23 protein-coding genes are annotated in these 26,277 nt (G+C 74.7%); 13 read left to right on the forward strand and 10 right to left on the reverse strand.

All coding sequences use genetic code 11. From position 1 onward, the window contains the following. Positions 1–29 precede the first annotated feature (29 nt). Positions 30–1,184, forward strand: coding sequence for a phosphate ABC transporter substrate-binding protein PstS (gene pstS / locus AB0I72_RS15670; protein ID WP_358568239.1), 1,155 nt, complete (start codon positions 30–32; stop codon positions 1,182–1,184). A 56-nt stretch (positions 1,185–1,240) separates the two neighbouring features. Here the strand turns inward: pstS and AB0I72_RS15675 are convergent, their stop codons facing one another. The 5 genes from AB0I72_RS15675 to AB0I72_RS15695 form a co-directional block, all read right to left on the reverse strand. Next, on the reverse strand, positions 1,241–2,851 hold the full coding sequence (locus tag AB0I72_RS15675) for a glycosyltransferase (protein ID WP_358568241.1): 1,611 nt from the start codon (positions 2,849–2,851) through the stop codon (positions 1,241–1,243). Positions 2,852–2,973: 122 nt separating this feature from the next. Continuing rightward, positions 2,974–3,150: a hypothetical protein gene (locus tag AB0I72_RS15680; protein WP_358568243.1), complete on the reverse strand. Its 177-nt coding sequence runs from the start codon at positions 3,148–3,150 to the stop codon at positions 2,974–2,976. A 97-nt stretch (positions 3,151–3,247) separates the two neighbouring features. Next, positions 3,248–4,246, reverse strand: coding sequence for an NlpC/P60 family protein (locus tag AB0I72_RS15685; RefSeq protein ID WP_358568246.1), 999 nt, complete (start codon positions 4,244–4,246; stop codon positions 3,248–3,250). Positions 4,247–4,731: 485 nt separating this feature from the next. Beyond that, on the reverse strand, positions 4,732–6,630 hold the full coding sequence (locus AB0I72_RS15690) for a S9 family peptidase (protein ID WP_358568249.1): 1,899 nt from the start codon (positions 6,628–6,630) through the stop codon (positions 4,732–4,734). Between the two features lie 306 nt (positions 6,631–6,936). Then, positions 6,937–7,428, reverse strand: a complete 492-nt coding sequence (locus AB0I72_RS15695) for an Rv3235 family protein (RefSeq protein ID WP_358568252.1) — start codon at positions 7,426–7,428, stop codon at positions 6,937–6,939. A 153-nt stretch (positions 7,429–7,581) separates the two neighbouring features. Here AB0I72_RS15695 and AB0I72_RS15700 point away from each other — a divergent pair, with 153 nt between their 5' ends. From AB0I72_RS15700 to AB0I72_RS15720, 5 genes are all read left to right on the forward strand, one after another. Beyond that, positions 7,582–8,406 carry a glycerophosphodiester phosphodiesterase family protein gene (locus AB0I72_RS15700; RefSeq protein ID WP_358568255.1) on the forward strand — a complete coding sequence of 275 codons (825 nt, stop codon included), beginning with the start codon at positions 7,582–7,584 and terminating at the stop codon, positions 8,404–8,406. An 8-nt stretch (positions 8,407–8,414) separates the two neighbouring features. Then, a complete protein-coding gene (locus AB0I72_RS15705) occupies positions 8,415–9,821 on the forward strand; it encodes an MFS transporter (RefSeq protein ID WP_358568258.1) in 1,407 nt (468 codons plus the stop codon). Positions 9,822–9,878: 57 nt separating this feature from the next. Further along, positions 9,879–12,887, forward strand: coding sequence for a DEAD/DEAH box helicase (locus AB0I72_RS15710; protein WP_358568261.1), 3,009 nt, complete (start codon positions 9,879–9,881; stop codon positions 12,885–12,887). Then, positions 12,884–13,627 (forward strand): hypothetical protein, encoded by a 744-nt coding sequence (locus AB0I72_RS15715; protein ID WP_358568264.1) that lies wholly within the window; start codon positions 12,884–12,886, stop codon positions 13,625–13,627. Before AB0I72_RS15710 ends, AB0I72_RS15715 begins: the two co-directional genes overlap by 4 nt. Before the next feature lie 349 nt (positions 13,628–13,976). Continuing rightward, positions 13,977–14,813 (forward strand): SAM-dependent methyltransferase, encoded by an 837-nt coding sequence (locus tag AB0I72_RS15720; protein ID WP_358568267.1) that lies wholly within the window; start codon positions 13,977–13,979, stop codon positions 14,811–14,813. Positions 14,814–14,866: 53 nt separating this feature from the next. Here AB0I72_RS15720 and pcaD read toward each other — a convergent pair whose 3' ends face one another. Further along, entirely contained in the window at positions 14,867–15,643 is a 777-nt protein-coding gene (pcaD, locus tag AB0I72_RS15725; protein WP_358568270.1) for a 3-oxoadipate enol-lactonase, read from the reverse strand. Positions 15,644–15,816: 173 nt separating this feature from the next. Between pcaD and AB0I72_RS15730 the strand changes: the two genes are divergently transcribed. Beyond that, positions 15,817–16,620, forward strand: coding sequence for an IclR family transcriptional regulator C-terminal domain-containing protein (locus AB0I72_RS15730; RefSeq protein WP_358568273.1), 804 nt, complete (start codon positions 15,817–15,819; stop codon positions 16,618–16,620). Beyond that, positions 16,617–17,135, forward strand: a complete 519-nt coding sequence (locus AB0I72_RS15735) for a hypothetical protein (protein ID WP_358568275.1) — start codon at positions 16,617–16,619, stop codon at positions 17,133–17,135. Before AB0I72_RS15730 ends, AB0I72_RS15735 begins: the two co-directional genes overlap by 4 nt. Before the next feature lie 4 nt (positions 17,136–17,139). Here the strand turns inward: AB0I72_RS15735 and AB0I72_RS15740 are convergent, their stop codons facing one another. Beyond that, on the reverse strand, positions 17,140–17,751 hold the full coding sequence (locus AB0I72_RS15740; protein WP_358568278.1) for a TetR/AcrR family transcriptional regulator: 612 nt from the start codon (positions 17,749–17,751) through the stop codon (positions 17,140–17,142). A 97-nt stretch (positions 17,752–17,848) separates the two neighbouring features. Here AB0I72_RS15740 and AB0I72_RS15745 point away from each other — a divergent pair, with 97 nt between their 5' ends. Then, on the forward strand, positions 17,849–18,892 hold the full coding sequence (locus AB0I72_RS15745) for an aldo/keto reductase (protein ID WP_358568281.1): 1,044 nt from the start codon (positions 17,849–17,851) through the stop codon (positions 18,890–18,892). A 60-nt stretch (positions 18,893–18,952) separates the two neighbouring features. On the opposite strand, the gene AB0I72_RS15750 is transcribed toward AB0I72_RS15745, so the two are convergent. Further along, positions 18,953–19,474 (reverse strand): GNAT family N-acetyltransferase, encoded by a 522-nt coding sequence (locus tag AB0I72_RS15750; RefSeq protein ID WP_358568283.1) that lies wholly within the window; start codon positions 19,472–19,474, stop codon positions 18,953–18,955. A gap of 192 nt (positions 19,475–19,666) precedes the next feature. Here AB0I72_RS15750 and AB0I72_RS15755 point away from each other — a divergent pair, with 192 nt between their 5' ends. The 3 genes from AB0I72_RS15755 to AB0I72_RS15765 all read left to right on the forward strand — a co-directional run bounded on the left by AB0I72_RS15755 (position 19,667) and on the right by AB0I72_RS15765 (position 24,260). Continuing rightward, positions 19,667–20,608, forward strand: a complete 942-nt coding sequence (locus tag AB0I72_RS15755) for a phosphatidylinositol-specific phospholipase C (RefSeq protein ID WP_358568286.1) — start codon at positions 19,667–19,669, stop codon at positions 20,606–20,608. Between the two features lie 209 nt (positions 20,609–20,817). Then, positions 20,818–22,497: an ABC transporter ATP-binding protein gene (locus AB0I72_RS15760; RefSeq protein ID WP_358568289.1), complete on the forward strand. Its 1,680-nt coding sequence runs from the start codon at positions 20,818–20,820 to the stop codon at positions 22,495–22,497. Beyond that, positions 22,494–24,260, forward strand: coding sequence for an ABC transporter ATP-binding protein (locus tag AB0I72_RS15765; RefSeq protein ID WP_358568292.1), 1,767 nt, complete (start codon positions 22,494–22,496; stop codon positions 24,258–24,260). Before AB0I72_RS15760 ends, AB0I72_RS15765 begins: the two co-directional genes overlap by 4 nt. Positions 24,261–24,300: 40 nt before the next feature. Here AB0I72_RS15765 and AB0I72_RS15770 read toward each other — a convergent pair whose 3' ends face one another. Next, complete coding sequence (locus tag AB0I72_RS15770; RefSeq protein WP_358568295.1) at positions 24,301–25,143, reverse strand: alpha/beta hydrolase; 843 nt, start codon at positions 25,141–25,143, stop codon at positions 24,301–24,303. Positions 25,144–25,242: 99 nt separating this feature from the next. Further along, complete coding sequence (locus tag AB0I72_RS15775; RefSeq protein ID WP_358568298.1) at positions 25,243–25,494, reverse strand: hypothetical protein; 252 nt, start codon at positions 25,492–25,494, stop codon at positions 25,243–25,245. Positions 25,495–25,526: 32 nt separating this feature from the next. Between AB0I72_RS15775 and AB0I72_RS15780 the strand changes: the two genes are divergently transcribed. Next, entirely contained in the window at positions 25,527–26,147 is a 621-nt protein-coding gene (locus tag AB0I72_RS15780; protein ID WP_358568470.1) for a hypothetical protein, read from the forward strand. Positions 26,148–26,277 lie beyond the last annotated feature (130 nt).

The raw sequence follows: 26,277 nt of genomic DNA on the forward strand, positions 1-26,277 counted from the left end.
CCACACCGACGAGAGGGTTTGAAGTAGTCGTGCTCCCGTCCCACAAGCACTCCCAGTCCCGCGTCCGGCGCCGTGGCGCCGTCCATCGGGGCGCGGCGTCCGCCGCGTTGGCCGGTCTGATGCTGGCGACCACCGCCTGCGGCAGTGACGACGCGGTTCCCGGGGGGCTCCAGATCGCGACCCCCGAGGACATCGAGTGCTTCTCCGGGAGCCTGTCCGGTGCGGGCTCCAGCGCCCAGGAGAACGCGATGACCACGTGGATCGCGGGCTACCAGACGGCGTGCCAGGACGCCCGCGTGTACTACGACTCGATCGGGTCCGGCGGCGGTCGCAGCCAGTTCATCGACGGCGCCGTCGACTTCGCGGGGACCGACGCGGCGATGAGCCCGGAGGAGAACGCCGACGCGGCGGAGCGCTGCCTCGGGTCGGACACCGTCAACCTGCCCGCCTACGTGGTGGCCATCGCCGTGGTGTTCAACCTGGACGGCGTCGACTCGCTTAACCTGCGGCCGGACACCCTGGCGAAGATCTTCAACCAGGAGATCACCCGCTGGGACGACCCCGAGATCGCCGAGACCAACCCCGACGCGGAGCTGCCGGACCAGGCGATCACCCCCGTCAACCGGTCCGACGACTCCGGCACGACCGAGAACTTCACGCGCTACCTGTCCGCCGCCGCGCCGGACGCCTGGCCGCACGAGGCCGACGGGCAGTGGCCGGTCACCCCGGTCGAGTCCGCGCAGGGCAACAGCGGCATCGCCGACACGGTCGAGCGCGCCCGGGGCGCGATCGGGTACGTGGAGATGTCGCACGTGCACGGGATGTCGACGGTGAACCTGGGCGTGGGCGGTGAGTTCGTGGAGATCTCGCCCGAGGCCGCGGCCCAGGTGGTGGCGGACTCCCCGCGCCGGGAGGACAACGTCAACGAGTTCGACCTGGCCCTGGACCTGGACTACGGCACGACCGCGCCGGGCAGCTACCCGATGGTGCTGGTCAGCTACGAGGTCGTGTGCGGTGAGTACGACGACGCGGCCACGGTCGAGCGGCTCCAGGCCTTCCTGCGCTACGTCGTCAGCCCCGAGGGGCAGCAGAACGTCTCCGACGAGACCGGGTCGGCCCCGGTCAACGACGCCCTGCGCGAGCAGCTGCTGGCCTCCATCGACTCGATCGGCGTGCGCGGCTGAGGTCCTTCGCGGGCGGCTTCGGACCAGGCCCGGGTCGGCGGCGGCCGGTCCGGGCCTCAGTCGTGGTCGCGTGAGCGGCGCGGCCGACCCCGCCAGGTGCGCAGCCAGGACCCGATGCGACCGCGCCCGCCCGTCCGGGGGGCGTGCTCGGGCTCGTGGGCGGGGCACGCCTCCTCGCCCGCGCCGTCCGCGATCCGGGGTCGCGCGTCGGGGGCCGGTCGCGGCGGTGGCGGGACCGAGCGGTACAGCGACAGGTCGGTGAGGGTCTCCTCCCCGGCGTGGATGCGGTAGCGGCCGTGGAGTTCGGCGACCACGTCGCCCAGGTCCTCGCCGTCGTCGCGGACGCGCAGGGCGCGGGCCAGGGCGCGGGTCCGCCAGAGCCGCACCCCGGCGTCGCGGGTGGGCGAGGTGGCGGGGAAGAGTTCGGTGAGCCCGGCGCGGGCGCGTTCGGCGCTGGCGAGCATGCGGGAGAGCGCCACCTGTCCCAGGCCCCACGCGACGGGCACGCGCAGCAGGAACGGGGACGGGAACCCGGTGCGCGGCATGGTCGAGGCGAAGGAGACGCGGGGTTCGCCCAGGTAGTTGGCCTGGACCAGGCGCAGGTCCAACTGGGGGTCGCCGACGTGGGCGGACCCGGAACCGGCGCCCTCCCAGTCGGCGACCAGGGTCAGGCCGAGGTCGGTCTCGGCGCTGTCCAGGATCCGGTCGACGCAACCGCGCACCAGGTCGTAGGGGGCGCCGGAGACGTCGACGGCGGCGTGGACCAGGGGGACGCGCCTGCGGTGGGCGGGCAGGAGTTCGCGGTAGGCGTGGGGGTGGGGCATGAGCTCGGCGAGGACCTCGGTGCGGAAGCGCTCGGAGGGCAGCCGGGTGCGGGCGGTGGTGGCGCGGCCCACGTGCCAGGCGGTGGCGGCGCGCTCGGGCACCATGACGGCGCCCGCCTGCCACAGCCGGTAGCCGAACTCGGTGTCCTGGCCCAGGTCGAGGTCGGGGTCGACCCCTCCGGCGGCCTCGTACAGGCTGCGCCGCAGGCCGGCGGCGGAGCCCACGTAGGCGTGGAAGCCCAGGTGGTCGGCGTCGCGCAGGTCGCCGCTGTCGTGCAACAGGTGGTCGACCCACTCGTGGTGGCGGCCGGTCTCCAGGGTGTCGTGCAGGGTCCGGGTGCGGGCGCGGGCGATCACGTCGGAGGGGTCGGTGGGGCCGGTGTCGGCGAAGCGGACGCGGCCGAGGGTGACCGCCTCGGCGTGGGTGTGGTGCCAGCGGGCCTGGGCCTCGACGAACTCGGGGCAGGCGATCATGTCGGCGTCCATCCAGACGAGGATGTCGCCGGAGCTGGCGTGGGCGCCGAGGGCGCGCGCGTACCCCGCGCCCCAGACGCCCTCGGGCGCGCGCAGGACGCGGCAGTTCCGGGGGCGGGCGGCGGGGAGCCGCAGCGGGGGCGCGGTGTGGATGTCGACGACCACGACCTCCAGGAGGCGGTCGGGGTAGGTCTGCACGGCCAGTGCGGCCAGGGCGAGGTCGAGGCGGCGCTGTCCGCCCCGCGCGGGGATGACGACGCTGACCCGCAGCTCGGGGGTCCACTGGCCGAGCCGCGGCGGCGTCAGGGCGCTCCAGTCGTTGCGGAAGACGCGGGTGCGCACGCGTTCCACGCGGCCGCGGTGGGACACTCCGTCGACATGAGACGCTACGTGCTTATTCAGTGACACAGAGTCACTATAGCCATGATTCCCACCGGCGCGGCGACGATCGCCGATGTGTTACGAAACGGTCCCGGCCGGTCGGCGGCGCGTCAGCGTCCGGAACCGCCCGCGTCGGTCCTGAGCATCTTGACACCGAGCCAGACCACACCGATGACGAGGGCGATCATCAGGACCCACACCAGCACGCCGATCACGAAGGACAGCAGCCAGAACAGGGCCAGAACCACGGCCAGGCCCAGGCCGATCTTGAGGAGAAGTCGTCCCATTCGGCACACGATACGCGGTTCGGCGACGGGCGGCGCTCCCGGGGCGCGGTGCCCGGGGCGCGGTGCCCGGGGCGGCGGTCCGCCCCGGGCACACGCCCTAACCGACGCGGACGGCGACGGTGAACACGCCGTCCCAGTAGTCGGCGAGGGCGACCTCCTCCAGCGGCTTCGAGGGGTTCGAGCCGTGGATCATGTTGCCGTTGCCCGAGTAGAGGCCCACGTGGCTGGGCGCCGACTCGTCGTAGAAGAACAGCAGGTCACCGGGGCGCACCTCGTCACGGGAGATCCGCGTACCGGCGTTGACCTGGTCGTAGGTGGTCCGCGGCAGGTTGACGCCCGCCTGGGCCCATGCCGCCTGGACCAGGCCGGAGCAGTCGTAGGCGTCGGGGCCGGTGCCGCCCCACTCGTAGGGCTTGCCGATCTGGGCGCGGGCGAAGTCCAGGACCGCCCGCACGTCGCCGGAGGCGGCGACCTCGGCGCCGCCGGTGGCGGCCGCACCCGCGGTCGGGTCCTCTCCGCCCAGGTCGGCCAGGGCCTCCTCCTGCTCCTCCAGCGCGGCCTCGCCCTCGGTCTGGGCGGTCTCGGCCGCCTCCAGGGCCTCGGCCGCGGCGTCCTCGGCGGCGGCCGCCTCCGCGCGCAGCTCCTCGGCGCGCTCGACCTCGGTGACGTAGTCGGCCAGCACGATCTGCTGTCCGGCGGACAGGTGGTCCAGGTCGGCGATGTTCTGGAGGGCCTCGTCCGGCGACTCCCGGAAGAGCACGGCGAACAGGCTGTGGGTCGCGCCGGTGTAGGCGGACCGGGCGATCTGGACGACGTCGGAGGACATGGCGTCCAGGTCCTCCTGGGCCTGGGCCAACCGCTCCTCGACGTCCTCGAGTTCGGCCGCGGCCGCCTCGTGGTCCTGCTCGGCCTGGTTGAAGGCCTCGTTGAGCTCCGACAGCTCGCGCTGGAGCTCCTCGTAGCGGTTCTGGGCCTCCTCGGCGGAGGTGTCGGCCAGGGCGGCGCCGGACGAGAGCAGGACGGCGCCGGCCGCCGCGCATCCGACCGTCGCGAGTCGGTACCGTCCGCGCACACGGGATTCCGGGTTGCGAGTCAAGGGTTCGACTGCCTTTCTCCCACACCCGTCTACCGCCGCCGGGCATCGCCGAGGACACGCCCGGACCGGGCGTGCGGCGTATGCGTGGGCGGGGGATCCGGCGGCGGCGCGAAGGGCCGTGGGAGGTGGGCCGGGCTGATGCGGCGGCCTCTGCTCGTGGGAACGAGGGTTGCGGGCGAGCAGAGCACGACGGAAACCGGACACTGTCCCCCTTGTGGGGATCACTCGGGCGTTCCGGCTTGGTGGGAACACTAAACCATCGCCGACTGATTCGCTACCCGTTCGTTACCTTCCCTTGGGCAACCCACTTGACCTGCGCGGTTGTCGCTTCGGCGACCGGATCGCCGGTGGTGTGGGAGCATCCGCGACGCCTCGGCGTGACGCGGGGCCTGAGACAGCCCGAACCGGCGGCCCGGTTCTGTGCGATACGTCACAGCGACACGGGGAAGGGGTCGGGGCGGCGCGCCCCGACCCCGCCGACCGGCTCACAGGTGCCGGGACCACCAGTCGAGGACGGCCTCGAAGCGGGCGACCCGGTGGCTGGGCAGCCCCGAGCGCGACAGTTCGTGGCCCTCGCCCGGGAACAGCAGCATCTCGGCCTCGTGCCCGCGCGTGCGCAGCGACACGAACAGGCGCTGCGCCTGCTCCACGGGGCAGCGCCAGTCCTCCTCCGAGTGGATGATCAGGACCGGGATGTCGATCTGGTCGGCGTAGGTGAGCGGGCTCTCCTTCGCCCACGTCTGCGCCGGGCCGTACAGGGGGCCGGGGAAGAGGAAGCCGATGTCGGACGAGCCGTGGAAGCTCTCGATGGCGTTGACCGCGCGTTCGGTGATCGCCGCCCGGAACCGGTCGCCGTGGTGCGCGGCGATCCAGGTCGTCATGAAGCCGCCGTGCGATCCGCCCATGACGCCCACCCGCGAGGCGTCCAGGCGTTCGTCGCGCAGGGCCTCGTCGAGGAAGGCGAGGACGTCCGTGGCGGTGACCGCGCCGACCGAGCCGATGATCGCGCGGCCGTGCTCGTGCCCGTAGCCCGACGAGCCGCGCGGGTTGCACATGACCACCGCGTACCCGGCCTCGACGTAGACCTGGGTCTCGTCGAAGAGCTGCCAGCCGTACTGCGTGAACGGGCCGCCGTGGATCATGAGCACGACCGGGTGCGGCCCCTCCCCCTCCGGCAGGGTCACCCAGCCGTGCACGGGGTAGCCGTCGGCGGTACGGGCGGTCAGCTCCGTCATCGGGCGCGGGTCCAGCCCCTCGGCGAAGGAGGTCAGGTCCTGTTCGCCGTCCTCGGTCACGCGCACGAGCTCGCCGCCGCCCGCGCCGTCGGCGACCACGGCGACGGTCGCCCCGCCCCGGTGGTCGAAGGACTGGGTCTGCACCGGGCCGCCGACCAGCGTGGTCGGCTCGCCGCCCGCGAAGGGCACCCGCACCAGGTGCACCGCCCCCCGGTTCTCGATCCGGGTCACCAGGCCCTCGGCGGTCACCAGGACCTCACCGGTCGCACGCGGGCCTTCCTGCGGGGTCAGCCGGGTGGGTGCGGCCGAGCCGTCCGCCGGGGCCGACCACACGCCCGTGGTCCGTCCGACGAAGTCGTTCAGGTCCGGGCCGAGTTCGTCGGCGAGGAAGTAGACCGTGGTCCCGTCGGCGGAGAAGCGGGGGGCCTCGGCGGTGAGGTCGCCCGCGGTGACGCGGCGCGGCTCGGCGCCCGCCTCGGGGGCGCACACCCACACGTCCTCGGCCAGGTCGGTGTCGCGGGTGGCGTGGCGGGCGGCGACGAAGGCCAGCAGGGAGCCGTCCGGGCTCCACGCGGGGGCGCCGTGGTCGGCGTCGGCGTCGGTGACCTGGACCGGCTCGCCCGGCTCGCCGCAGGGGTCGATCGGAGCGGTGACGAACACCTGGGGGCGGCGGTCGTTGGTGAAGCCGAGGCCGTCCTCGCGGTACCTGAGCTCGGTGATCCTGCGGGGCGGCTCCTTGGCGGGTTCGACGCCGACGTAGCGCCCGGGTTCGGGGACGCGCGCGGTGTAGGCGAGACGGGTGGAGTCCGGGCTCCAGCGGGCGCCCGCGACGCCGAGCGGGTGGTCGGTCACCTTCCAGGGCTCGCCGCCGTCGGCGGGCAGCACGTGGAGCTGGGCCTTCTTGGCGTCGTCCGGGCGGAGGAAGGCGATCCACCCGCCGTCGGGCGACCAGACGGGCGCGTCGTCCCGGGTGCCGCGGGTGAGCTGGCGGGGCGGTGCGGAGCCGTCGGTGGGCACCGACCACAGGGCGCCGGTGTAGGCGTCCTCCTCCAGATCCGGGCGGATCACGGAGAAGACGGCGCGGGTGCCGTCCGGCGAGAGCGTGGGGGCGCTGATGCTGTGCAGGTGGACGATGTCAGAAGGTCGCATACGCCGATCTCGGCCATCCCGGCACGGGGGTGAGCCGGGCGGCCCCTCCTTTTCCTTGGCGGGGGTCCGTTGTCCGGGGACGCCGTGTGGCTGGCACGACGGAGGGGTGGTCGTATCCCGAGCGGGTGGGACGGGACCGCCATCCGGACGGGCCGGTCCCCTCCGATCCGGGAGGAACCGACCCACGGGGACCCTATCCGCGCCTCCCCCGGGAAATCCAGGACATAAGGGCCACCGATCCGCGCGTGGACGCCGCCGGTGCGGCACCGCGTACCAGCCGCCGCACGGCCGCCGCGCGACCGCCGCTCACCGCGGGCTCTGCCGGGACCGGGCCAGCGAACCGTGCAGGCGGTCGGTCTCCAGGTGCGTGCACACCCACCGGTCCCCCGCACGGCGGGCCCGGAAGGCGAACGCCCGCGCGCGGTGGTCGCAGGCGATCACGGCGCTGACCTCCAGGGACCCGGGCGGAAGCGCCTGGTGGAACACGCGCCCCAGCCTGGGCGCGATGCCGCACGGCACGCTGGCCCGCAACCGGCGCAGCTCCTCGCGGACCGGGACGGCCAGCTGGTCGCGCATCACCTCCGGCGCGCGGCGGCCCACCAGGACCTCCGCCATCCGCTGGGCCAGCCGGTGCACGTCGTCCGGGGTCCGGTGGCCCTGGAGCGGGGCGCCGCACCGCCCCCGGCGCGGGCGGCGGAGCGGGGTCCTGGCGGGGGTGGCGGCAGGCCGGTGCGTCGGGGCGCGGCCGTGGTCGCAGGCGGGGCGCGGGCACAGCGGGCGTCGGGCGGCGTGGGCCATGGAGGGGGTCCCTTCCGAGGAGTGGTCGTGCGCCTTCACCGGACACAGAGGGCCGAACGCCGCCGACCGGCCACCGGGAATTCCAGGTTTCTTGGCCACGACGCCATCCGACCGGGGAACCGCCCGGCCCGCGCACGCGGCATACTGACCAGGGTGACCAACGCGTACCTTTCCTCCCCCGCCCCGTTGGCCCTCGCGCACCGGGGCGGGTGGATCACCGACGACCAGGGCGTCCGGCGCACCGAGCTGGAGAACACCGCCGTGGCCTTCCAGCACGCCGTGGACCTCGGGTACACCTACCTGGAGACGGACGTGCACGCCACCGGCGACGGCGTCCTCATGGCCTTCCACGACCGCACGCTGGACCGCACCACGGACATGAGCGGCGCCATCGGCGACCTGCCCTACCGCGAGGTGGCACGGGCCCGGGTGGCCGGACGTGAGCCGGTGCCGGTGCTGGAGGACCTGTTGGGAACCTGGCCGGAGGCGCGGTTCAACATCGACCTGAAGTCGGACGCCGCCGTCCCCGCCCTGCGCGACGTGCTGCGCCGCACCAACGCCTGGGACCGCGTGTGCGTCGGCTCCTTCGACCAGCTCCGTCTGGACCGGGCACGCCGCCTCCTCGACCGCCCCGTCGCCACCTCCTGCGGCCCGGTCGACGTCGCCCGGCTGCGCGTGGCCTCCCTGTCGCCGCTGCTGCGCGCGCTGGCCAGTCGGGTCCCGGTGTGCGCGCAGATCCCCCTGTGGCAGGGCTCCTTCCCCGTGCTGAGCCGCGACCTGATCCACACCGCCCACCGCCTCGGCCTCCAGGTGCACGTGTGGACGGTCAACGACACCGACGTCATGGAGCGCCTGCTCAACGCCGGTGTGGACGGGATCGTCACCGACAACACCGTCGGCCTCAAGCGGGTGCTCACCCAGCGCGGCCGGTGGCCCGACGGCGCCCGCGCCGCCGACAGAACCCCGAAGAACGGATAGCGTCCCCCATGGTCAACGCCCCGGAGCCGACGACCACCGGCTCCCCCTCCCCCGATCCCGTACAGCGCAGGCGCGAGCAGCGCGGATGGTACGTCTACGACTGGGCCAACTCGGTGTTCATCACGTCGGTGGTGACCGTGCTCATCGGCCCGTACATGAGCAACCTGGCGTGCGTCTCGGCCGGCGCGCCCGACGCGGAGGCGTGCCAGGACCCGTCCCTGTCCATCGCGCCGCTGGGCGTGGACGCGATCACCCTGCACCCGAACGCGCTCTACCCGGCGCTGACCACCGTGGCGATCCTCCTCCAGATCGTCCTGCTGCCCGTCGTCGGCGCGATGGTCGACCAGTCGCGGCACAAGCGGCGGTGGTTGGTCTGGCTCGCCGTGGGCGGTTCGGCGTGCACGGCGGGCCTGTACGCGGCCGTCGGCGGCTACCACCTGGCGGCCGTGTTGTTCGTGCTGGCCAACGTCCTGTACGGGCTCTCGATCGCCGTGTACAACGCGTTCCTGCCCGAGATCTCCACCCCCGACGAGCGCGACCGGGTGTCGGTCACCGGCTGGGGGATCGGGTACCTGGGCGGCGCCCTGCTGCTGGCCGTCCATCTGGGGCTGGTGCTGTCGGCCGACTCCCTCGGGATCGGCACCGACCACGCGGTGCGGATCGCGTTCGCGTCGGTCGGCCTGTGGTGGGCGGGGTTCACGGTCCTCGCCGTCCGACCGCTGCGCGACCGCTACGGCGCGCTGGCCCTGGCCTCGCGGGGGCGGCCGAAGGTGGGACAGTCCCTGCGGCAGTTCGGGCACACGCTGCGTGACATGCGCAAGTACCCGAACACCATCCTCTTCCTCGTCGCGTTCATCTTCTTCAACGACGGCATCCAGGCGGCCATCCGCTACGCCGCGCCGTTCGCCAGCCAGGACCTGCGCCTAGACGAGAGCACGCTGATCACGACGATCCTCGTCATCCAGTTCGTCGCCTTCGCCGGCGCGTTCCTGGCGGGGCGGGTGGCGCGGCTGGTCGGCACCAAGGCGACGGTGCTCGGTTCGCTCGCGGTCTGGTGCGTGCTGGTCGGCCTGGCCTACTTCCTGCCCGCGGGCGACGTGCCGCTGTTCGTGGCCATGGGCGTGGGCATCGGTCTGGTGCTGGGCGGCACGCAGTCGCTGGCCAGGTCGATGTTCTCGCAGCTGATCCCCAAGGGCCGCGAGGCGGAGTACTTCAGCCTGTTCCAGATCTCCGACCGGGGGTCGACGTTCCTGGGGTCGCTGGCCGTCACGGTCGTGGTCAGCCTCACCGGCGGCTACCGGGTGGCGATCGTCTCGCTGATCGTGTTCTTCGTCCTGGGCGCCGTCCTGCTGTGGCGCACACGCATGCGGGTGGGGATCGCGGCGGTCGGCAACGAGGCGCCGAGCCGCCTGTGAGCCGCCGTGTCGTCGGCCCCGGCCATACTGGGGGCCGACGACGGACGGGGAGGTGCGGTGCGGGTTCTGCACGGGGTGTGGGTCGGGGACGCGCTGGCGGTGTGGGCCGAGGAGGCCCGGTCCGCGTCCGCCCCGCCCGGTCCGGGTCCCGCCGAGAGCCCGGGGCGGCACCCCTTCGCCCTGACGGCCGGTGCGTTGCGGTCGCTCCTGGAGTCCCTGGGGGCCGGGGAGGAGGCCGCCGACGCCACCGCCGACGAACTGTCCCTCACCCTGCCCGGCGACGACCGCGCGCCGGCCCGCTCCGATGCCGCCGGGTCCGGCGGCGCTCCGGCGCGGCTGCTCCCCTGGCGGGTCCCCGCGCTGGTCCTGGACGCGCGCCGCGCCGAGACCCTGCTGTGCGCTCTGGCGGGCCCGGGGGACGGCCGGGTCCGACGGGGCCCGGCCCTGGCGCACCTGGGGGCGGTCCGCGACTTCGCCGAGCGTCTCGTCGCCACCGGATGCGTCCTGCCCGACCTGGTCGGCGACCCGGTGCGGGCGCGCTGGCGGCCCGCCCCGGTCGAGGCCGCCGAGGCGCACCTGTCGGCGCTCACCCGCGCCCTTCCCGTCGCGGCCCGCGCCCATCTGCCCGAGGACGGCCCCGACGCGGTGGCCCGCCGCTGCGTGCTCGCTCCGCTGGAGCTGCTCACCGACGCCGTCGCCCGCCGCCTGGCCCGACGTCCGCACGGCACGGCGTCGACGACCGGTACTCCGGCGGCCCGGCTGGCGTCCGCGCTCACCGGAGCGGACCCCCGCGTCGATCCGGCCGCCGCCGAGGCGCTGCGCGGGCCCCTGCGCGAGTGGCGGGCGCGCGTGCGCGGCCCGGGCCGGGCCCAGCTGCTGTTCGTGCTGCGCGAGCCCGACCGGGACAGCCCCTGGGCGGTGGAGTTCTGGGTGCGGTCGGACACCGACCCGGGGCTGCGGCTGCCCCTGGAACGGGTGTGGCTGGGCGAGGGCGCCGCCTGGCTGCCCGACGACGTGGGCGAGACCGCCCTGGCCGACCTGCGCCGCGCCGCGCGCCACCACTACTCCGCGCTGCACCGGGCACTGCGCGACCTGGCGCCCGCCCGCCTGCTCCTGGACACCGCCGGGGCGGAGACCTTCGTGGCCGAGGCGGCGCCGAGGCTGGGCGCCGCCGGGTTCGGCGTGGTCCTGCCCGAGTGGAGCGGCCGCCAGGCCCTCGGCCTGCGGATGACCGTGGAGGAGGCCCCGCGCCGGGCCCGGGGCGGGGTGGGCGTCGACGATCTGGTGCGGGTGTCCTTCGAGGCGCTCGTCAACGGGCCCGGCTCCGAGGAGCCGTTGTCCAAGGAGGAGGTGGACGAGCTCGCGGAACTGGCGCGGCTCAAACGGTCGCTGGTGCGCGTGCGCGGCAGGTGGATGGAGATCGACCCCGAACGGGTCGGCTCCGCCCTGGAGGCGCTCCGGAGCCGAGGGCGCCGGTGGTCGCGGGTGGACGAGGCGCTGCGCGCGGCGATCGGGGTGGCGGACGCCGCTCCCCTGCCCGTCACCGACGTGGTCGCCGAGGGACCCATCGGCGCGCTGCTGGAGGGCGGTGTCTCGGCCGAACTGCGCCCCTTGGGCACGCCGGCGGGTTTCGCGGGCACGCTGCGCCCCTACCAGGACCGGGGCGCGTCGTGGCTGCGCTTCCTCGGCGAACTCGGCCTGGGCGCGATCCTCGCCGACGACATGGGGCTGGGCAAGACCGTCCAGCTGCTGGCCCTGCTCACCGACGAGCGCGCGCGGGGACCGGCCCCGGGGCCGACGCTCCTGGTGTGCCCGGTGTCGTTGGTGGGCAACTGGTCGCGCGAGGCCGCCCGGTTCGCCCCGGACCTGCGCGTGCACGTCCAGCACGGCCCCGACCGGCCGGCCGGGAACGCGCTGGCGCGGCTGGTCGGCTCGTGCGACCTGGTGGTGACCACCTACGGCGTGGTCACCCGCGACGCCGAGGAGTTGGCCGGGCTGCCCTGGCACCGGGTGGTGTGCGACGAGGCCCAGGCGCTCAAGAACCACGGCACGCGCCAGGCGCGGGCGGTGCGGTCGCTGCCCGCCGCCACGCGGATCGCCCTGACCGGGACGCCGGTGGAGAACAACCTGGGCGAGCTGTGGTCGGTCATGGACTTCGCCAACCCCGGGCTGCTGGGGGCGGCCCAGGACTTCCAGCGCACGGTGGCCGAGCCCGCCGACGGCGACGAGGGCGCCGCGACGGAGCTGGTGCGCCGCCTGACCCGGCCGTTCGTGCTGCGGCGGCTCAAGACCGACCGGTCGATCATCGCGGACCTGCCGGAGAAGTTCGAGGTGCGGACGTGGTGCACGCTCACCCCGGAGCAGGCGTCGCTGTACAAGGCGGTGGCCGACGACATGGCCGAGCGGATGTCCGAGGCGGACGAGAGGGAGCGCAAGGGTCTGGTCCTGGCGACCATGGCGCGGCTCAAGCAGATCTGCAACCACCCGGCCCAGTTCCTGGGGGACGGCTCGGCGCTGGCCGGACGCTCCGGCAAGCTCGACCGGCTGGAGGCGATCCTGGGCGAGGCCGTGGCGCGGGGCGACAAGGCGCTGTGCTTCACCCAGTACGCGCGCTTCGGCGACCGTCTGGCCCCCTACCTGCGCTCCCGTCTGGGAGTTCCGGTGCTGTGGCTGCACGGGGGCACCGCGCGGGCCGAACGGGAGGAGCTCACGCGGCGCTTCCAGGACACGCCCGGCCCCATGGTGTTCCTGCTGTCGCTCAAGGCGGCCGGGACCGGGCTGAACCTGACCGCCGCCAACCACGTGGTGCACGTGGACCGGTGGTGGAACCCGGCCGTGGAGAACCAGGCCACCGACCGCGCGTTCCGGATCGGGCAGCGACGGGACGTGCAGGTGCGCAAGCTGGTGTGCGTGGGAACCGTGGAGGAACGGGTGGACGAGATGATCGAACGCAAGAGCGCGCTGGCCGAGGGCGCGGTGACCACCGGAGAGCAGTGGTTGGCGGGGCTGTCCGTGGAGGATCTGCGCGAGGTGGTGCGCCTGGCGCCGGAGGCCGTGGCCGGATGAGCGGGACGTGGTCGGCCCTGGTGGGCGCGGCCCTGGGCGCGTCGGTCGGCGCGTCCGGGGACGCGGTGGAGCGGTGGTCGGTGCGGCCCGGCGAGGTGCTCGCCCGGGTGGGCGGCGCCCGTGGCGGCGTCCACGAGGCGAGCCTCATCCGGCCGGTGCTCTCGGACGGCGACTGGGAGCGGGCGTGCGCGGCGCTGGCCTCGCAGCCGGTGTTCCGCGCCCGGCTGCTGGCCGGTGAGCTGCCGGTGGCCGCGGCGCGCGTGTTCGAGCTCCTGGGACTGGACCTGGTGCCGCGCGGGTGGGCGGACGTGGTCGCCACGTGTTCGTGCGACCGCTGGGAGGGCCGCTGCTCCCACCTGTCCGCGACGGCCGCCGCGCTGGCGCGGGAGGCCGACCGGGACCCGTTCACGCTGACGCGGTGGGCGGGCCGTGAGCGCCGCGCCCTGGTGGACCGGGTGGCGGCGTTTTCCGTCCGGGGAACCGGTCCGGCGCCGGATCGGGAAGGGGAGGAGAACGCGTCGGCCAGCGCGAACGGCGGGGAATGGATCCCCCTTTCGGAGAACGGGCGGGGGGCGGCCGCCGTCTCGGCGTCCGCGTTCTGGTCGGCGCCCGAACCGCCCGCCGCACCGAGCTTCCCGGAGAACGCGGGCGCGCGCGTGCGGGCGGCGGCGCCGGGATCGGTCGCCGACGAGCTGCCATTGTTCACGCGCGCGAAGGACGCCCGCGCGAAAGTCGAATAGCCCCCGTGGGACTTTCTGTGGAAAACGCCGATGGGCGCGGAGTTCCGCGGTTACGATTCCTCTGGAGACCGCACCGGGTGACTGTGGGCCACCGGGGTGCGCCTCCACCGCGGTGACCGTCGACCGCGCACTCCGCCGTGGGGCCAGCCATCCCACGCGCCGGTGCGCACACGGCCCGCGTCCCGCACCCGCTGACGGCCCACCACCGAGTTCGGCCTCCTCGCCGTGGACGCTCCCCGTGAGCGCCCACGCCCGCCGGTCGCACCGCGTCCGGCGGCCACACCCGCATCGCACAGCAAGGAGGCAGGGATCCGCCCCGGCTCAGGAGTCGGCGCGCCCCGGACCGCACATGGCCGATCGCTTCCCCCCCGACATCGACATGGACACCCCCAGCATCGCGCGGATGTACGACTATCTGCTGGGCGGCAAGGACAACTTCGAGGTGGACCGGGTGGCCTGCAACGTACTTCTGGACCGGGTCCCGGAGGTGTTCTCCCTCGCCAACGACAACCGCGCCTACCTCACGCGCGCGGTCGAGTTCGTGGCCTCGCGGGGGGTGGAGCAGTTCCTCGACCTGGGGGCGGGGCTGCCGACCGCGGAGAACACCCACCACGTCGCGCAGCGCGCCAACCCCGGCGCCCGGGTGGTCTACGTGGACAACGACCCGATCGTGGCCGCGCACGGCCGGGCCCTGATCGACGACGGCCGGCGGACCGCGTTCCTGCACGAGGACTTCCGCGCCCCCGAGCGGATCCTGGAAGCGCCCGAGACCCGGCGGCTCATCGACACCGACCTCCCGGTGTGCCTGATGGCGGTCTCCCTGTTGCACTGCGTCCCCGACGACGAGGACCCCTTCGGCGCTCTGGGGGTCCTCGTCGACCGCCTGGCGCCCGGGTCCTACGTGATCTTCTCCCACTGCGTCACCGACGACGCCGCCGCCGGCGAGTGGATCACCGCGAAGATCCGGTCCTTCGGCACCCCCTGGGGCCGGGTGCGCAGCGTGCCGGAGGCGGCGGCAGTCTTCGCCGGGTTGGAGTTGGTCAGCCCGTGGACGGACGAGCGCGACTCGGGTCCGCGCACGGTCGACTGCGCCACCTGGCGGCACCCGGACCAGACCCCGCTCACGCGCCCGGAGGACCCCGAGATCAAGCTGTGGGAGATGGCGGGGGTGGCCGTCAAGCGTTGACCCCGGAACGCGTCATCGCGGTGGGGAGGCCGACGGGGCCCGGTCGGCCCGGCTCACCCCCGTGTCGGCGCGAAGTGCTCCGCGAGCAGGGTGTTGACCTTGGCCGCCCGTTGCCAGGACAGCAGGTGGGCCGCGTCGTCGAGGACGACCAGCCGAGCGTCCGGCACCCGTTCGGCGATGAGTTCGCCGTGGCCGCGCGGCGGGGTCCCGGCGTCGTCGGCCCCCGCCACCACCAGGGTCGGCGCCTGGATCCGGTCCAGCTCGCCGCGCACGTCGTGGTGCTCGATCGCCGCGCAGCAGCCCGCGTACCCCTCGGGGTCGGTGGCGGCGATCCCGTCGCGCATGCGGGCCGCCTCCTCCGGGTGCTCCTTGGCGTAGGCCGGGGTGAACCACCGCTCCACGACCGCGTCGGCGAGTGCCCCCGCGCCCCGCTCGCGGACGACGGCGATCCGGTCGCGCCAGATGCTCGGCGGCCCCATGTACGGGGAGGTGGCGAGCAGGGCCAGGCGGTCGACGCGCTCGGGGGCGTGGACGCCCAGCCACTGGCCGACCATGCCGCCGAGCGAGAGCCCGGCGAAGTGCGCGCGTTCCACGCCCAACCGGTCCAGGAGCCGCAGCACGTCCCCGCCGAGGTCGGCCATCGCGTACGGACCCGCGGGCGCGGGCGTGCCGCCGTGCCCGCGGTGGTCGTAGCGGATCACCCGGAAGTCGGTCGAGAGCGCCTCGACCTGCGGGTCCCACATCCGGAGCGTGGATCCGAGCGACCCCGAGAGCACCAGGGGCGGGGCTCCCGCCGGTCCGCTCTCGATGTGGTGGACGTCGACGCTCATCGCTTCCCTCTTCGTTCTCGACACGGCTCGCGCCGCCGGTCCTACCCGCGATCCGCCCGGTTGATCCCTCGGGGCCACCGCGAGCGTGACGCATGCAGCACGGTGTGACACCATCACTGCGACCACGGGCGTTCCCGCTCCCGCCCACCCCCCGTCCCGACCAGGAAGGCCCCATGTCCACCGAAGCCGAACCGGCCCGCGGCACGCACTTCGTACAGTCCCTGGAGCGGGGACTGTCGGTGCTCCGCGTGTTCTCCGCCGAACGGCCGTCCATGACCCTGAGTGACGTGGCCCGTGCGACCGACCTGACCCGCGCCGCCGCGCGTCGCTTCCTGCTCACGCTGGTCGACCTCGGCTACGTGCGCACCGACGGGCGCCTGTTCTACCTCACCCCCCGCGTCCTGGAACTCGGCTACGCCTACGTGTGCTCGGCCGGGCTCCCCGACGTCGCCCAACCCCACCTGGAGGACCTGTCCGCCCGGGTGCGCGAGTCGGCGTCCGTGTCGGTCCTGGACGGCGACGACATCGTCTACGTCGCCCGTGTGGCCACCCTGCGCATCATGACGGTGGCGATCACCGTGGGGACGCGCTTCCCCGCGGCGCCGACGTCGATGGGGCGCGTCATCCTCGCCGGGTTCGACGACGAGGCCCTGAACTCCTACCTGGCCAGGGCCGACCTGCCCAAGCTCACCCGGCACACGATCACCGACCGTGCCCGCCTGCGCGCCGAGCTGCACCGCGTGCGCCAGCGGGGCTACGCGGTCGTGGACCAGGAGTTGGAGGAGGGGCTGCGCGCCGTGGCCGCGCCCATCCGCGACGCGTCCGGCCGCGTGGTCGCGGCGGTGAACGTGTCCGCGCAGGCGGGGCGGTCCTCGTTCGACGACATCCACCACCGTCTGCTCCCCGCCCTGGTGGAGACCGCGGCGCTGATCGAGGCCGATCTGGCGTCCGTGGCCTGCCGGGACGCCGAGCGGTGACCGCCCCGGCCCGGAACCGCTACGCCTACGTCGGCCCCGCCGAGCTGCTCGCCCTGGTCCGCCCGGGGGCGGACGGTCACGCGGTGCGGAGGTCGGCCGACCTGGGCGCGTGGCTGGCCACGCGCGAGTCGGCGGAGCGTGAGGAACCGTTCACCTTCGTCGTCGGCCTCGACGGCGTGCTCCGTGTCGCGCCCCGACGCGGGGAACACGTGGTCTGTGCCGGAGGCGAACCGGTCCTGGCCGCCGGGGAGATCAGCTTCGCGTGGCACGCGGGCGAGTGGCGCGTGATCGGGGTGAGCAACCAGTCGACCGGGTACTGTCCCGACCCGGACTGCTGGCCCGCCGTCGCGGCGGCGCTGGACCGAGCCGGGCTCGCCCACCCCGGTCATCTGACAGCGCCGTTCGTCTTCCGGCGCTGTCCGACGTGCGGGGAACGCAACCTCGTCAAGGACGCCCACTTCGTGTGCGCCCTGTGCGACGCCGACCTGCCCGAGGCGCGGAACCTGGGCGGCTGACCCCTCACGAGCGCACGTACACCCCGGCCCGGGCCGCCTCGAACGCGGCCCGGGCCGCGCGCGCCGCGCTGTCCCCGTCCAGCGGGTCGCCGCTCATGAGCGCGCGGTAGTACAGCGGCGCCGAGACCGCCCGGATCACCTCGTGGGCGTCGGTGCCCGGGGGAACCTCGCCGCGTTCGACGGCCGTCTCGACGCAGGGCGCCCACTCCCCGATCCGGGTGGCGTAGAACCGGTGCAGCGCCCGGGCGGTCCTGTCGTCGCAGGTGGCGGCGGCGATCACGGCTCGGAACAGGGCCCCCTGGCGCGGGTCGGTCAGGGTGTCGCGCACGAGGCGGGCGTTGGCGGTCAGGTCCTCCAGCAGCGACCCCGTCTCCACCCTGGGAAGGGACTGCTCGGCCATGTCCTCCAGCAGGTCGGTCACCAGGGCGGGCACGCTCCCCCACCGGCGGTAGACGGTCGTCTTGCCGACCTCGGCGCGCCGGGCCACGTCGGCCAGGTCGAGGCGGTCCATGCCGTGCTCGGCCAGGGCGTCGCCCGCCGCGCGCAGGACGGCCGCGCGCACGCGGGCCGTCCGTCCTCCGGGTCGCACGGTGCCCGGTTCCTCACTCGCCGCCATTAACGGGACTCCTGTTCCATGAGCTCCTGATCCATGCTAGCGTGCGTCCGATACTAACGGAACTACAGACCCGTTAGTGGTGAGTGGGAGGATCGTCATGCAGTATCGAACCCTGGGCTCCAGCGGCCTGCGCGTGCCCGAACTGAGCCTGGGCACGGGGACCTTCGCCGGTCGGGGACCGCTGTTCGGCGAGTGGGGCGCGGGCGACCACCGCCAGGCGCGCCGCATGGTGGACATCGCCCTGGAGGCGGGGGTGACCCTCTTCGACAGCGCCGACGTCTACTCCGACGGCGCGGCCGAGGAGGCCCTGGGCGCGGCCCTGCGCGGACGGCGCGACCGAGCGCTCATCTCCACCAAGCTCGGCCTGCCCGTGGGCGAGGGCCCCCAGGACGCGGGCACCTCACGCGCCCGCGTCATCGACGGCGCCGAACGGGCGCTGCGCCGCCTGGACACCGACCGGATCGACCTGCTCCAGCTGCACGGCTTCGACGCCGCCACCCCGGTCGAGGAGAGCCTGTCCGCGCTGGACGCCCTGGTACGCGACGGCAAGGTCCGCTACGTGGGGGTGTCCAACTACGCCGGATGGCAGCTGATGAAGGCCCTGGCCGCCGCCGACCGCCTGCACCTGCCCCGGTACGTCGCCCACCAGGTCTACTACTCGCTCGTCGGCCGCGACTACGAGTGGGAGCTCATGCCGTTGGCCGCCGACCAGGGGGTGGGCGCCCTGGTGTGGAGCCCGCTGGGCTGGGGCCGCCTGACGGGACGGATCCGTCGCGGGGCGCCGCTTCCCGAGCGCAGCCGTCTGCACCGGACCGCCTCCCTGGGACCGGTCGTGGACGACGAGGTGCTGCTCGACGTCGTCGACGTCCTGTCCGAGATCGCCGAGGAGACCGGACGGACGGTGCCCCAGACCGCGATCAACTGGCTCCTGCGCCGACCCACGGTCTCCTCCGTCATCGTCGGCGCGCGCGACGAGGACCAGCTGCGCGACAACCTGGGCGCGGTCGGGTGGGAGCTCACCCCCGACCAGGTGGCGCGCCTGGACGCGGTGAGCCACCGCGAGCCGCCCTACCCCCGGTCGCCGTACCACCGGCAGGAGGGCTTCGCGCGGCTCGACCCGCCGATGTTCGCCCGGGCGTGAAGCACGCGGGCGGCCCGGCCGGGGATCGGTTCCGGCCGGGCCGCCCGTGTCCGGCGCGGGTCAGGCGGGGCGCATCCGGAACACCTGGAGGCGCATGCCGTAGTACTTCTCGGTCTCGCCCACCCACTCCATGCCGAGTCGGCGCGCCACGGAGATCGCGCGCTCGTTCGTCGGCCGCGCGACCGCGAAGAGCTCCTCGATGCCCTGTTTGAAGGCCCAGTCGGTGATGGCCCTGCTGGCCTCGGTCGCGTACCCCTGGCCCCACAGGTCGGGGCGGATCGCCCAGGTGAGTTCGAAGTCCTCCTCGAAGGGCGGGAGCAGCTTGAGTGACAGCCCTCCCACCAGCTCGCCGTCGGAGACGCGCACGATCGCCCACCGCCCCGCTGGCGGGATCAGGTTGGGACCCGCCTCGATCCAGGCGTGCAGCACCGAACGCATCGCGTCGATGTCGGCCACCGGGTGCCATGCCGGTGTCAGCCAGCGCGCGACGTCCTCGGCCCCGTAGACGCGCAGGGCCGCCTCCGCGTCGTCCAGCTCCCACTCCCTGATGAGGAGTCGGTCGGTCCGCAGCTCAAGGCTCATACGAACCACGGTAACCCGGACCGCGCGACCGCGACAGGGGGCCGCCGCACATATGTGCGACCGCCGCGACCCGGGTGGGATCGCGGCGCTGAGGAGGGTGTTCACGCGCCGGACCCCGTGTCAGGGTGGACGGCGACCGGGGCGGGCCGCGCCCGGCCCGCCCGTCCCCCCACCCCCCGAAGGACTCCCCCCATGCCTTCCACACCCGGACGCCGCGCGGTGCTGGGCGTCGCGCTGACCGGCGTGTTCGCCCTCGTCGCCGCGCCCCGACCCGCCACGGCCTCCGCCGCCGCTCGGACCGACTGGATGGGTGCACTGCCCGACGCCGTCGCCCTGACCGCGCTGTCCGTGCCCGGAACCCACGACAGCGGCGCCTGGACCGGCACCGTCTGGTCGCGCACGCAGGACCTGACCCTCGCCGGACAGCTCGACTCCGGTGCGCGCTTCCTGGACGTACGCACCCGCCACTTCCAGAACGCCTTCACCATCCACCACGGCGCCGAGTACCTGCACCTCAACTTCACCGACGTCGTGCGGGACGTCTGCGCCTTCCTCGCCGCGCACCCCGCCGAGACCGTCCTGATGCGGATGAAGAAGGAGCACACCGAGGAGGGCAACACCCGGAGTTACGAGCAGACCCTCGACCACTACATCCACCAGAACCCCGACACCCGGGACCTGCTCGGCGCGCACCTGTGGGTCCCTCCGGAGCGGGGCGGGTCCCGTGTGCCCGACCTGGGCGAGGTGCGCGGGCGGATCGTGATCGTGCAGGACTTCACGGCCGCGCGCGACTACGGGGTGCGGTGGAACGGTCCGGCCCTGGCCGTCCAGGACGACTACCGGGTGCCCACCCTCTTCGACATCCCGGAGAAGTGGGACAGCGCCCGCGCCCACCTCGACGCCGCCGCCTCGGGCCCGGACGACGTCCTGTACGTGAACCACCTGAGCGGCAGCGGGGCGCCGTGGGCCAACCCGCGCGAGGTGGCGTGGGGCGCGCTCGGGCTGCGCGGGGTGAACACGTACGCGTTGGACCGTCTGCGGGCCCCGGCCGCCCACCGGACCGGCGTGGTGGTGATGGACTTCCCCAGCCAGGAGCTCATCGACCTCGTCCTGGGACACAACCCGGGCGCCTAACCTGTCCGGCCCGCCCTCGCGGGTGGGCGGGCCGGGCGGCGGGCCCCGTGCCATGACGTCCTCCGGCGACCTCCGACGGAAGTTGCCCAGTTAGGCAAGCCTTGCTTTACTGGGCGCCGCCGAACCGACCCGAGGAGAACGCCCATGCGCGCCGCGATGTTCGACCACCGGACACGGGATGATCGGACACCGTTCCCCAGGGCCGCCGCGTGAGCGCGCCCGGACGCGCCGTGCTGCGCGGCGCCCTCCGGGGCCAGCGCCGCCGCGTGGCCACGGCCGCCCTGCTGGGATCGGGCCACCAGACGGGCGAGGCGCTGGTGCCGGTCGTCATCGGCGTGGTCATCGACGTCGCCGTGGCCACCGGGTCCGGTCGCGCCCTGCTGCTCTGGCTGGCGGTGCTCGGCGTGGTCTTCGTCGTGCTCTCGTTCAGCTACCGGTTCGGCGCCCGTGTCGCCGAGCGCGCCTCCGAGCAGGCCGCCCATGACCTGCGGCTCCGGCTGACCCGGCGGGTCCTGGACGCGCGCGGCGGCGCCGAGCGCGGCCGTCTGCCGGGAGCGCTGGCCGCCATCGCCTCCGGGGACGCCGAGAGGGTCGGGGCGGCCGTGGGCACGGCCCCCTTCGGGGTGGCGTGCGCGGTGGGTCTGGCGGTCAGCGCCGCCGCCCTGCTGAACGTGTCGGTCCCCTTGGGGCTGCTGGTGCTGTTGGGGACACCGCCGCTGCTCTACCTCACCCACCTGGTCGGCCGACCCCTGACCCGCCGCAGCGAGGGTGAGCAGGAGCGCGCCGCCCAGGCCTCCGGCATCGCCGCCGACCTGGTCGCGGGCCTGCGCGTGGTCAAGGGGTTGGGCGCGGAGGCCGCCGCGGCGGACCGCTACCGCACCACCAGCCGCGCCTCCCTGGCCGCCGCGCTGCACGCCGCCCGTGCCCGGGCCGGACACGACGGAACCGTGCTGGCGCTGACCGGCGGATTCATCGCGACCGTGGCCCTGACCGGGGCGGTGCTGGCGATGCGGGGCCAGGTCAGCGTCGGCGGTCTGGTCGCCGCCGTCGGGCTGGCCCAGTTCCTCCACGGCCCCTTCCGCGGGCTCGGGTTCGTCAACGGCGCGTTCGCCCAGGCGCGGGCCTCGGCCGGTCGGATCGCCGAGGTGCTCGACGCGCCGTGGGCGGTTCCCGACGGCACCGCCACCCTGCCCGCGGAGCCCGACGGCGCGCTGCGGCTGCGCGACCTCCACCACGGGAGCCTGCGCGGCGTCGACGCCGACATCGCGCCCGGAACCCTGGTCGGCGTGGTCGCCCCCGACCCGGCGACCGCCTCCGACCTGCTCGCCTGCCTGTCCCGCGACGTGGCCCCCGAGCGGGGATCGGTCCAGGTGGACGGGGTGGACGCCGCCGAGATCGCCCTGACCGACCTGCGCCGCGCGGTGCTCGTCGCCGAGCACGGCGCCGCCCTGTTCGAGGCGTCCCTGGCCGACAACGTGGCCGCCGCCGCGCGGGGGCCGCTGGCGGCGGCGCTGGCCGCCGCCACCGCGGACGAGGTCGCTTCGGCGCTGCCGCACGGCATGGCCACCGAACTCACCGAACGCGGACGTTCGCTGTCGGGCGGGCAGCGCCAACGGGTCGCGCTCGCGCGGGCGCTGGCCGCCGATCCGCCGGTGCTGGTCCTGCACGACCCGACCACCGCCGTCGACGCGGTCACCGAGGCGCGTGTGGCGCGACGGCTGGCGGCGCTGCGCCGGGGGCGGACCACGGTCCTGGTCACGACGAGTCCCGCCCTGCTGGACGCGGCCGACACGGTGGTGCTGCTGGAGGACGGCACGGTGACCGCCCGCGGAAGCCACGCCGACCTCCTCCGGACCAGTGACTCCTACCGAAGGACGGTGCTCGCGTGAGCGCGGACCACCTGCTGCCCACCGCGACGGCCGCCCGCGTGCGCGGCGCGGTCGGAGCCCTGCTGCGTGACCGCTGGGCCACGGCGCTCTGGTCCGGGGGCGCGCTCACCGGCGCCACCGCCGTGGGGCTGGGCACCGCCGCGCTCCTCGGGCACATCGTCGACGTGGTCGTGGCGGAGCGCGGTCCCGGCGCGCTGGTCGCCCCGGTGGCCGCGCTGCTGGTCGTCGCGGTGGTCAGCGGCGCCGGGACCGCGCTGGGCGCCGCGGGGGTGGCGCGGCTCGGCGAGGGCGTGGTGGCCGACCTGCGCGAGCGGTTCGTCGACCGGGCGCTGCGGCTGCCGCTGGAACGCGTGGAGCGGGCCGGGTCCGGCGACCTGACCTCCCGGGTCACCGATGACGTCACCATGGTGACCCGGGCCGTCCGGGACGCGTTCCCCCAGCTGGCCCAGGCCGTGCTCACCATCGTGCTCACCCTGGGGGCGTTGGCCCTGCTGGACTGGCGGTTCCTGCTGGCGGCGCTGGCGTCGGCGCCGATCCAGGTGGTCGCCCTGCGCCGCTACCGCCGAGGGGCCGCGCCGGTGTACGACGAGCACCGTCGCGCGGTGGGCGCCCGTCAGCACCGTCTGCTCGACACGATCAGCGGCGCGCGGACGGTGCGGGCGTTCGGCCTGGCCGACGAGCACACCCGGGGTGTCGCGGAGTCCTCGCAGCGGGCCGCGCACCTGGCGGTGGCCGGGACGGGCCTGGCCACGCGGTTCTTCAGCAGCCTCAACCTGGCGGAGTTCGTCGGGCTCTCCGGCGTGCTCGTGGCCGGGTTCTGGCTCGTGGACCGGGACGCGGCCACGATCGGGACCGCCACCGCCGCGGCGCTGTACCTCCACAACCTGTTCAACCCGGTGAACACGGTCCTGGGACTGGCCGACGAGGCGCAGAAGGCACGCGCGGGCCTGGCGCGGATGATCGGGGTGTGCGACCTGCCCGCGGCGGAGGAGCCCGACGACCTCCCCGCCCCGGACGGTTCGCTCTCGCTGTCGGGGGTGGGCCACGCCTACCGCCCGGGAGCGCCGGTCCTGTCGGGCGTCGACCTGGAGGTGCGGCCCGGGGAACGGGTCGCGTTGGTCGGGGCGAGCGGCGCGGGCAAGACCACCCTGGCCGCGCTGGTCGCGGGCGTGCACCGCGCCACGGAGGGAACGCTCCGGGTCGGCGGCCTCGACCTGGCGGTCACCGGCCCGGTGGCCGCCCGCCAGGCGGTCACCCTGGTCAGCCAGGAGGTGCACGTCTTCGCCGGTCCCCTCGCCGAGGACCTGCGCCTCGCCCGCCCCGGGGCCGGTGACGAGGATCTGCTGCGCGCGTTGGAGACGGTGGGGGCGCGGGCGTGGGTCGAGGCGCTGCCGGACGGGTGGGCGACGGTCGTGGGCGCGGGCGGGAACGCCCTGACCGCCGCCCAGGCGCAGCAGCTCGCGCTGGCGCGGTTGGTGCTCGCCGACCGCCCGATCGCGGTCCTGGACGAGGCGACGGCGGACGCGGGCAGCGCGGGCGCGCGCGAGCTGGAGGAGGCCGCCGCCCGGGCCCTGGAGGGCCGGACCGGGCTGGTGGTGGCCCACCGGCTGACGCAGGCGGCCGAGGCCGACCGGGTGGTGGTGCTCGACGGCGGCCGCGTGGTGGAGTCCGGGCCGCACGACGAGCTCGCGGCGGCGGGCGGACCGTACGCCGACCTGTGGCGGGCGTGGTCCGACCGGGAGTTCCGGGCGCCCGCCCGCTGACCCCGTGTGGCCGGGCGGACGGCCCGGCCACACGGCGTTCCTACGCCTGGGCGAGCACCTCGCGCAGGCGGCCGTGGAACGCCTCGGGGTCCTCGGCGAAGCCGATGTGGCCGCCGGGGAACATGACCGGCTCGGTGCCGATCCCGGCGGCCAGGACCCTCGACGCACGGTCGCACAGCTCCCCGGCCGAGTCCTCGCCGATCCCGACCACGACGCGCGCGGACACCGCGCGCAGCGCGTCCAGGTCGGGGCGCCAGTGCGTGGTGCCGCGCAGTTCGTGCCCGTAGAAGCGGCGTTCGTCCGCGACCTCCTGGGCGTCCCGGTCGCCGCCGAACATCTGCTGGAGCGCCTCGTCGGGCATGGCGATGTCGGCGCTGGCCATGAACTGGCGCCAGGCCCCGATGACGTCGCCGGACAGGTAGGTGGAGATCATCTCCTCGGTGCGGGCGTGCAGCCGGTCGCGGTCCGGCAGCAGCTCGTTCAGCGGCGGCTCGTGGGCGATCACGGTGTGCGCGAGATCCGGTCGGGCCTGGGCGAGGGCCAGGACGGTGACGGCGCCGCCGCTGGAGCCCAGGACCACCGCGGGCCCGGCGTCCACGTGGGTGATGAGGCGGGCCAGGTCGTCGGCGCGCAGGTCGGGCGTGGAGTCCTGGGCGGGGTCGTCGAGCGGGCTGCGGCCGATCCCGCGCGGGTCGGTGGTGAGCACCGTGTGGTCGGCGGCGAGCAGGTCGGCGAGCGGCGCGAAGGAGTCGGCGCCCATCGGGGAGCCGACGAGCGCCACGAGGGGTCCCTGTCCGCGCACCTCGTGGTACAGGCGCGCGCCGGGGACCTCAAGAGTGGCGGACGTGGCGGACGTGGCGGACGGGGTCGTGGAGCGGTTCATCAGGGGCCTCCCAGGGTGGATGTGTGGACACCTTCACCAGTAGGACCCCCGGTCACGCCGAAAGTCATCGCACCGCGCCGGATTTTCCTCCGCGGCGTTTCACCGGGGCGGCCGAGGGCGGCTCCGGGTGAGCGCGCGCCAGCGGTCGGCGAGGCGGTCGCGCCACGTGCGCGGCGGCGGGGCGGGCGACGCCTCCTCCCTGGCCTCGATCCTGGCCACCCGCTCGCGCAGGCGCTCCCTGACCTGGTCGGGCGTGTACGCACGGCGCCTGCGTTCGGCGCGGGCGATCACCGCCCCGGTGGCGGCGACCCCGACGAAGGCGGCCACACCGAGCACTCTCCTCCAACGCATGTGCCTAGGCTAGCGATGTGACGGAAACGAGCATGTCCCTGGACGAGGCCCTGGCCATCACGCGGACCGGCGACGCGTGGGTGTTCCGTGGCACGAGCGTGGCCGACCGGGCGATCCAGTTCGGCACGAACAGTCCGGTCAACCACGTCGGCATGACCCTCACGATCGAGGACCTCCCGCCGCTGATGTGGCACGCCGAGCTCGGGCGTTCGCTCGTCGACATGTGGACGGGCGCCCACCAGCGGGGAGCGCAGCTGCACGACCTGCGGGACGCCGTCCTGGTGTGGGGCCGCCGGTACGGGCAGGAGTGCTGGCTGCGGCAGCTCGACCCCGTGGCGACCCCCGCCATGGAGGACGCCGCGCTGCGCATCGTGGCCAGGCTCAACGGCACCCCCTTCCCCTCGTCGGCGGCGATGGTCACCCGCTGGCTCCGCGGCCGGGTCCCGCTGGGCCGCCGCGCCCGCGACCGCGACCTGGAGACCACCTACTGCGCGGAGGTCATGGGCCTGACCTACGAGGCGATGGGGCTGCTGCCGCGCGGCCGCCGCCCCGGCTACTACGCCCCGGGACGGTTCTGGAGCGGCGCCACCCTGCGGCTGGCCGGTGGCGCGACGCTGGGCGGGGAGATCCGCGTCATCCTTCCCGGGTCCTGAGCGGGGACCCCCGAGCTTCGGATTCCGGTCGCCCGCTCCTGGACCGGAACGTGGCGCAACTTTCTCTCCTTTCCCCTCATCCACACATGATGACGGCCGAAACACCCACACACGGCGAGGTTTCGCTACG

It is taken from the genome of Nocardiopsis sp. NPDC049922, assembly GCF_040660275.1.
Classification (GTDB): Bacteria; Actinomycetota; Actinomycetes; order Streptosporangiales; family Streptosporangiaceae; genus Nocardiopsis.